Source organism: Paenibacillus gorillae, from assembly GCF_000513275.1.
In the GTDB taxonomy this organism is placed as follows: Bacteria; Bacillota; Bacilli; order Paenibacillales; family Paenibacillaceae; genus Pristimantibacillus; species Pristimantibacillus gorillae.
Genome location: NZ_CBVJ010000069.1, coordinates 1 through 7,417, shown reverse-complemented (window position 1 = coordinate 7,417; position 7,417 = coordinate 1). Strand labels below are relative to the sequence as shown.

5 protein-coding genes and 2 pseudogenes are annotated in these 7,417 nt (G+C 42.7%); 2 read left to right on the top strand and 5 right to left on the bottom strand.

Features of this window, described 5'->3' with window-relative positions:
- Positions 1 to 973 (top strand): DUF4365 domain-containing protein (locus TY10_RS11745; protein ID WP_155985820.1); only part of this gene is annotated, 973 nt, incomplete at its 5' end.
- Positions 974 to 1,350: 377 nt separating this feature from the next.
- Here the strand turns inward: TY10_RS11745 and TY10_RS11740 are convergent.
- The 3 genes and pseudogenes from TY10_RS11740 to TY10_RS11725 form a co-directional block, all read right to left on the bottom strand.
- A pseudogene (locus TY10_RS11740) lies at positions 1,351 to 2,430 on the bottom strand (IS3 family transposase).
- A gap of 422 nt (positions 2,431 to 2,852) precedes the next feature.
- Positions 2,853 to 3,714: pseudogene (locus TY10_RS32530) on the bottom strand (transposase); the annotation flags it as partial.
- 134 nt (positions 3,715 to 3,848) lie between these two features.
- The gene (locus TY10_RS11725; protein ID WP_042163523.1) at positions 3,849 to 5,306 is read right to left on the bottom strand and encodes a DHA2 family efflux MFS transporter permease subunit; all 1,458 of its coding nucleotides are present in this window, start codon (positions 5,304 to 5,306) and stop codon (positions 3,849 to 3,851) included.
- Positions 5,307 to 5,464: 158 nt separating this feature from the next.
- Between TY10_RS11725 and TY10_RS11720 the strand changes: the two genes are divergently transcribed.
- Complete coding sequence (locus TY10_RS11720) at positions 5,465 to 6,178, top strand: TetR/AcrR family transcriptional regulator (protein ID WP_052350507.1); 714 nt, start codon at positions 5,465 to 5,467, stop codon at positions 6,176 to 6,178.
- 152 nt (positions 6,179 to 6,330) lie between these two features.
- Here the strand turns inward: TY10_RS11720 and TY10_RS11715 are convergent, their stop codons facing one another.
- Positions 6,331 to 7,200, bottom strand: a complete 870-nt coding sequence (locus TY10_RS11715) for a DUF4179 domain-containing protein (RefSeq protein ID WP_238327557.1) — start codon at positions 7,198 to 7,200, stop codon at positions 6,331 to 6,333.
- A gap of 19 nt (positions 7,201 to 7,219) precedes the next feature.
- Positions 7,220 to 7,345: a hypothetical protein gene (locus TY10_RS32050; RefSeq protein ID WP_272945288.1), complete on the bottom strand. Its 126-nt coding sequence runs from the start codon at positions 7,343 to 7,345 to the stop codon at positions 7,220 to 7,222.
- Positions 7,346 to 7,417 lie beyond the last annotated feature (72 nt).

The window sequence follows — 7,417 nt, the reverse complement described above, 5'->3', positions numbered from 1 at the left end:
CTGGATTGCAAGGATGCAACAGTTCGACTATGGAATTGATATAGAAGCTGAGTTAATGGAAACTGCTAGCCATGGTCATACAGTAAAAGTTCAAGTTAAATCTTCGGATCAATTAAATGTAAGTGATCTAAGATACGTTAAAATACGATTGGAAAAATCATATTTATTACAGTATGAATCGTATGCTCTTCCTGTAATTCTTGTAGTAGTTGACCTATTGAATGAACGATGTTATTACTTGTATTTGCAAAAATGGATTGCCTTGAATAGCAGCAGATTATCAGGTTCTCTTCCAGCAACAGTAGTGGTTGAGATTCCAAAAGTAAATACGATTGAAAATGGGCTTTCTGGAGAATGGAAGCATGTTGCCAAGAAAGAAACAGACTTTCAATACAGGAAGTTACTTTTTGAAGTAGAACAGATGATTAGCCTACAGGAACACCAATCAATAGCTTTAGAATTTAGGAAACTGCTTAACAATAAGATTGAAACAGATCGTAGTCTGGCTCTTACCACGATAGGTGATATCGTAGATAAAGTAGTTGGGCTTGGTTTGGAGATAAGGGGGACTGAGGATGGTTGGGAAGTATCCCAAATCCTATTTAGAATTTGCCGTGAATTTGGGGAATACTTCACAAAGGACCATATCTTTAAGATTGTTGTACTCAAAGAGACGTATTCAAGGGTTGGCCTGAGTGCTTTGGAGCTTTTGTATGATAACTACTTCAGTCATACATCCAGTCTACGTTTACCCGATGCATTTATCGACTATTTTGATATTCAATACTACTGCAGATTAAGGGAAAGGTATCCTGGAGTTACTGGCGTTGTAATGGCATGCGCAAACCCAATAGAGTACGATTGGAACATTGATGGCTATGGACTCAGTTGCGAAACATTAGATATTTTACAGACTAAGTATGCGAATCGTGGTCCAATGGCTATTTTGCATTACCTTCAGAAACTTGGGTAAATCGCTATAGGGCTGAAAGGATGCTACAACAAAAACCCCTAATAATAACATCAATGTAATTGAGGTAGCAGAAGAGTTGAACGATAAATACGGAAAATTGCTGGCATTAATAATGTGATATTGAACTACATGGAGATTAAATGGAACAACTAAACAAACCGAAGTTCAAAAGTATCCTGTAGTGATGGTTTTCGGACTTCGGTTTATTGAAAAAATGGTGCAAACCATAATGATATATTGTGGTATTCATACTAGTAGATGCATCTCATCAAATTGTGTCTATTTAGGTGTTGGACGTAGCCGTGAGAGTAGCAACCAATCAGGGTTGTTAAACGGGTGAGCTCGTGATTGAAATCTAGTGGATTGTCAACAGTAAATCAGACAACTTTTTTAAGGGCTTCTTGCCGATACTGAACAGGCGTCATATAGCCTAATGTTCCATGGATACGATGTTTGTTAAACCAGTTGACGTAATCATATAATTCCAATTCTAGATGACAGAGACTCTGGAAGGTCATCTGGTTCACAAACTCTGTTTTCATGATCTTGTAGGTGGCTTCGGCCACAGCGTTGTCGTACGGGCAGGCTTTCATACTTAGCGATCGACCGATTTCAAACGTCTTCAAGAGCTCGTCCATCTTTTGATTTTTGAACTCGCTGCCACGGTCGGTATAAAACCATTGAATTTGGTGTAGATCACCCTTAACAGTCGCGAAGGCACGAGTAATTAGAGCAGCGTCCTTGTTCGGACCTGCACTTTGGCCAATGATTTCTCGATTAAACAGATCCACCAGCACACAAATATAATGCCATCGGTTCTGGACTTTCACGTACGTCAAATCACTGACGACGAAGCGTTTAGCTTCCGTTTGATCAAACTCTCTCTTCAGAACATTGATCGTCGTTGCTTCGTTACAGGACGATTTCTGAGGCTTGTATTGGGCCACCGTGTAAGTGGAAACGAGCCCTTGCTCTTCATGATTCGGCCAATACGGCGTCTGGAGATGTTGAATCCGCGCTCGTGGAGTTTCGCTTTGAGCTTGCGTGTGCCGCAGGCTTTTCGGTTCTTGTGGCTCGTTCTTGGGCGTCGTAATAAAATGTACTTCTTGCGATTTGCAGGACGTCACACATTGCTGATACCGAGTATTTATCACGATTATTCTGGATGATAGCTACTTTCGTCCCATGATCAGCGCGGCTTGCTTTAGTATATCCACCTCCATTTTCAGGCGCTGGTTCTCTTTTCGCAAAGCGATCAATTCCTCTTCTTCAAACGAGCGATTGTCCTTCTCCTTAAAGGAGCCCGTTGTCTGAGCTTGGCTGATCCAGCGGTCTAAAGCAGAAGCTGTGAGGTCATATTCCTCCACAATCGCTGCTCTGGTCTTCCCGTTTTCATAGAGCTGGACCATCTGCTTTTTGAATTCCGTCGTAAACGTGCGTCGTTGTTTTTTAGGCATTGTAGAGATTCGCTCCTTAACATGATAAGTTTATTCTACAAGCCCTTATTTTTTCTGTCCAACTTAGTGTAGCCGATCCAGTCTTTAGTTTTGTCGTAAATGGTGGAGAAGGATTTTTAAGAAAATAGTGTATAACTCGTCACTCTCCCTGTGTCAGAACCGTACCAACACTTAATCAAAGATGTTTCTTATCGACAAGAATTAACTGAATAAGGATTTTTTTTAAAAATGCATAAAAGGACAGTAGGCATATGTTCTATAAGAATACTAGCATCGCCATTTCTTTATTTTCCGTTTTTAGTAAACAGTCCTACTTACGGGACAGCCTCTTGTTATAAAAAAAGCATCGAAATCCCGGCGGCCAAATGGAGGCGTTCATGTTGATTTACGGATAACTGATCATATGCATTCTCCGCAATTCATTATTTGAAATCTAGCTTTCCTAGCTTTCGGTCGATTGCCGTCTTCTTGAGCAAATAATGGGCGAGCAAAAAGCCACCCGACCTCGAGGCTCACTTTTGGCAAGCTTCGAAGTAGAAAACGTCTGAATGCCCGGTTATTCTTGATTTGTCCAAACACGCTCTCCGGTTCAATCATCCTTCGAACCGATAGGGCATCGCCTTCCTCACTCCTGAGCTTCTCGCGAGCTTGCCTCCAATTCTTCGATTTTTTTTATCATACGTAATGTACTTCACCAATGCTTCTAATTGTTCACTTACCAAGTACGCGTAGTTTTCTTCGCCACCATATCCGCCGTCCACGATCACGGTTTTCGGTAGCTTGCCAAGGGCTGCTTTGGTCCTCTCCAAATGCGGCTTCAGGTACGCGTGTTGGTTGGGCACTGATGCAGGCTGTAGCCGATAATGAATTGATTTTCCTTTCCGATCTGTGAGTTGGCCGTTCCGCATGTGATCTTCTTTCATCTGCATAAAAGTCGTGTCGGAGTCGGTTTTGCTGAAGCTGTTTCGCTCATCAAGAATGGCTTACTGAACTTCAAATTTCTGCAAACGCGTCTTTGCGGAGCACGCTTTAAAGGCTTTTCCTTCGGCCGGGTAGTTTCGCTTCCAGTTGCTGAACAGCCGCCTCCAATTTTTCACTGGTAAGCGTGGGCGCCTCGCTAAGCTCCGCGAGGTCTTGTCCAACTTGCTCCTGCTCTTCGCACTTTTCGGCTGCTTCGATCGTTGCAAACAAAGTCTGTACTTTTTCTTGGAGCATCGCCTTATGCTTCACGACCGCTTTACCCCAGACAAATGTGTAGCGGTTCGCGTTCGTTTCGATTTTCGTAAAGGGTTGGGTGGGACCTCCATTTTACCAAGAAACGGTTTCTTTTTGTTTGACAAAATAAAAGGGGCATCCCTTAGTCATTTATGACTTTTGGGACAGCCCTTTGTTTTTCCATGTTAATTCAATTCAGCCAATCAAAGCTCAGCAACTACAGGAGTTTCTGCCCGATCAGCAGTGCTACGCTTGAGCGTTGCGGCTAAAATCAAGCTGACTGCTGCAAGCGCGGCAAGCACAACATAAGCATTATGATAAGCATGTGTCATAGCATCAGTCATTACGGTTTCGCCTTGGCTTACATAATGGGTAGTGCGGCTCACAATGAAGGTCGTAAGCCCAGCGACCGCAAAAGAAGTAACAACCTGTTGAGCCGCACTAGTTAGAGAAGTAACTCGACCGACAAGTTCTCTTGGCGCGTTTTGGATCAGATGGGTGTTCAAAGCAAGGAACGACATGCCCATTCCTAATCCGATCAAGGCTCGAGGAACGAGGAACGTCCAAGGGCTATTGCTCGGGTCGATGAAGGAGAGCAGAAAAGCCCCGATTCCCGCAAATAGTAATCCGGTAAAGACGAGAGGCCTTGCGCCAACCCGGTCGTACAGACGGCCGCCGATTGGCATCGCGATTCCTGCTGCAATCGCGTGAGGCAATGTCCACAAACCGGCTTTCAGAGCGCTCATTCCCATTAATTGCTGCATGAAATACGGTACGGCAAACACAATGCCAAACATCGTGAATTGCAAAGCCCATTGCAGCAGAATTCCTCGTGTAAACTGGGAAGAACGGAAAACTCTCAATTCAAGTAAAGGATCACTTTTACGGGTAAGTTCAACGATGACAAACAAGATTAATGCGGCAGCACCAACGGAAAGACCAATGGTTGTCTTCGCGGAATGCCAGCTTGTGCCTCCCTCGCTTATGCCGTAAGAAAGGCCGCCAAAAGCAAGCGGCGCGAGCGCCATGCCGAGAAAATCGAGCGGAGCGGAGGCTTTCTTTGCCAAGTTCGGAAGCTTCATCATACACATGATTACGCCAATGATGCCAACCGGAACATTAATCAGAAATATCCACTGCCAATTGACATAGTCGATCAAATAACCAGAAACAATAGGTCCAAGAGCTGGAGCAAGCAAAATAGGAATGCCCATCATGCCCATGATGCGGCCGACTTTATCGGGAGGGCTGAAGCGATATGTCATAGAAAAGGCAATCGGCATCACCATGCCTCCGCCAAGGCCTTGCAAAATACGGAAAAAGATGAGCTGCTCAGCTGAGCCGGCAAATGCGCATAAGATTGAACCAAGCGTGAACAAAATGATTGAAATAATAAATATGCGCTTAGCGCCAAATCGGTCCGACATCCAACCGGAAAGCGGGATAACTGCCGCTTGTGCGAGTGCATATCCGGTAACTGTCCATTGAATGAGACTTAACGTACTGTTGAAGTCTTTTGCAAGCACAGGAATGGCGACATTGACTGCAGTCGTGTCTAGAATCACCATGAACATTCCGATAATTAAAGCGATCAACGGAGCAACTAACGATCGCATGGACAAGGGCTGTTCGGAGCTAAGCGACTCGGAATTTGTAGACATGATGATCTCTCCTTATGTGTATTCATTTCATAAGAGTAATTTAGCACACTGATCAAACTATGTAAACTAAAAACGCAAAATCAGTTCAATTAGTTTAAATAGTGTACATATTTTTGATTTACGCTATACTTGTTTACATAGGCAGGGGGCGGAATTATATGATGGATTGCGAAGGTTTCGATGAAGCAGAAGCTAAAAAGCAAACAAATAAATTAAAATTTATTATTAAAATATTACCTTATATTCAAAAAAACGGCTTTAATTCATTGAAAATGGATGATGCCGCTAAATATATGGACATAAGTAAAGCAACGATGTATAAATATTTTTCTTCTAAGGATGAGATCATTGAATCCTTGGTTTTTCAAAGCGTTAACTACATCGATCAGCTGTTGCTGGAGGAAATACCTTCCAAATTAACGGCGCAATCGGAACCTACTCATAGGGAAATGATGCTCTATGGAGAAACATTCAACATCACTTTTAAAATATCGATGAAGCTGGCTTATTATTTAAGCGATGCTCTTCTTGATGATTTGAACAATACTTATCCCGAATTAGCGGCAAAGCTTGCGGAAGGATTGGAGCGTTGCCGGAAAAAGCTGATGTCTTATTATGACAGCGGAATGGAGCTCGGTGTTTTTCATCCGTTGAACTCCAGAATCCTGCTTATCCAGCAAGACGCCGTATTCAGAGAATTGCTTGATCCTAAGCTTCTCATGCTGCACAATATGACATTAAAGCAAGCGTTGCTCGATTTCTATCAAGCGATGAAGTGTCAGGTCTTTAAGGAACAATGGATTCATGAGGATCAGCCGGGGATTGAGCCTTTTATCAATGAGTTTATCTTGAAAAAGTTTTCCAATGAATAGCGGGAGTGCGTATAACTGGCAGCAATGAGGTCAGGGGCGGATCCCCCAGGATTCCTTAATTAAAAAGCCTTTGAACACAAGGGTTTCCGAGTGTTTAAAGGCTTTTTCTATGTTTAGATAATGATGATTTGAGAGCGTGGTTGTACGGGGAATTATTTCGATACAGGTATCGTTACATTCGCAATCGTAATGCTTTCCACATCCCCAGGGCTTATGATATGGTCAAATACGTAATAAAGATGATTGCCTTGAGCATTGGTGGAACTTGGGACATTGACGTAAGTGTAGGATTTACCCGGGCTTTTGTAGTTAAAACTCAGTTGGCTGCCGTCTTTGAATTTCACGATCGGAGCGAGTCCGTTCAATACATCGCTGCCCTCTACGAGAATATAAATGGACAGTGGAGAGATTTCAATCTTTGTCACTTTGTTTTTACTTTTTCCATGTAGACTAACAGGTGTATGGGGCTCTATCTTAATGCTTTGCGTATCATCAATCATAAAATCCCATGATAGATTCCATTCCCCCTTTGCGAGCGGAATTCTTTTTAGATCGATATATTCCCCGTTTTTATCATAAATCTTCTGATGCAGCGTCAAATCTTCAAATTGCAAGGTAGCGGTGTTACTGCCGTTCAGGACTGTTTGATTCTTGTGAAATAATCCTATACGTGTGTGTTTATTTTGCCTCAAAATGGTTGAAGCGCCGCCTTGAATTAATCCTGTACCTTCTGACTTCAGTGAAAAATAATTTCCTTCCCAAACGATGTCGTCATTTAGCTCAATGGATTCAGGCACTGTCATCTCATACAGCACATAAATATTTTGAGAATCAGCAATCGTCTGTTTTATCGTTACCGTTACACCATTATTCGTCACAGTTGCTTCAGGCGTGCTTACATGACCGTTCATTGTTTGTATTTGATCTTCTGATGGCTTGAAATGTTGAATTAACAGTTCATTCCAGTTCAATGTTGACGCAAATGCGGCCGTAGTGAAAAGGAGGAAAACAGCTACGACCACCGCCAGTGCGGATACTTTTTTAGTTGTTTTTTTCTAAGCTGGCATCTTCTACATGAGTGGATTTTATTCTGGCATACATCTTTCGCTTCTGCTCATCAGTTGGAGTGATTTCATTGTAAAAAGAGGTTAGCTCGTTGAGATTCATTTAATTGTTCCTCCTCCAACATGATTTTCAATTTCTTGCGGGCTGTACGCATATGCGTCGAAAAAAAAAAAC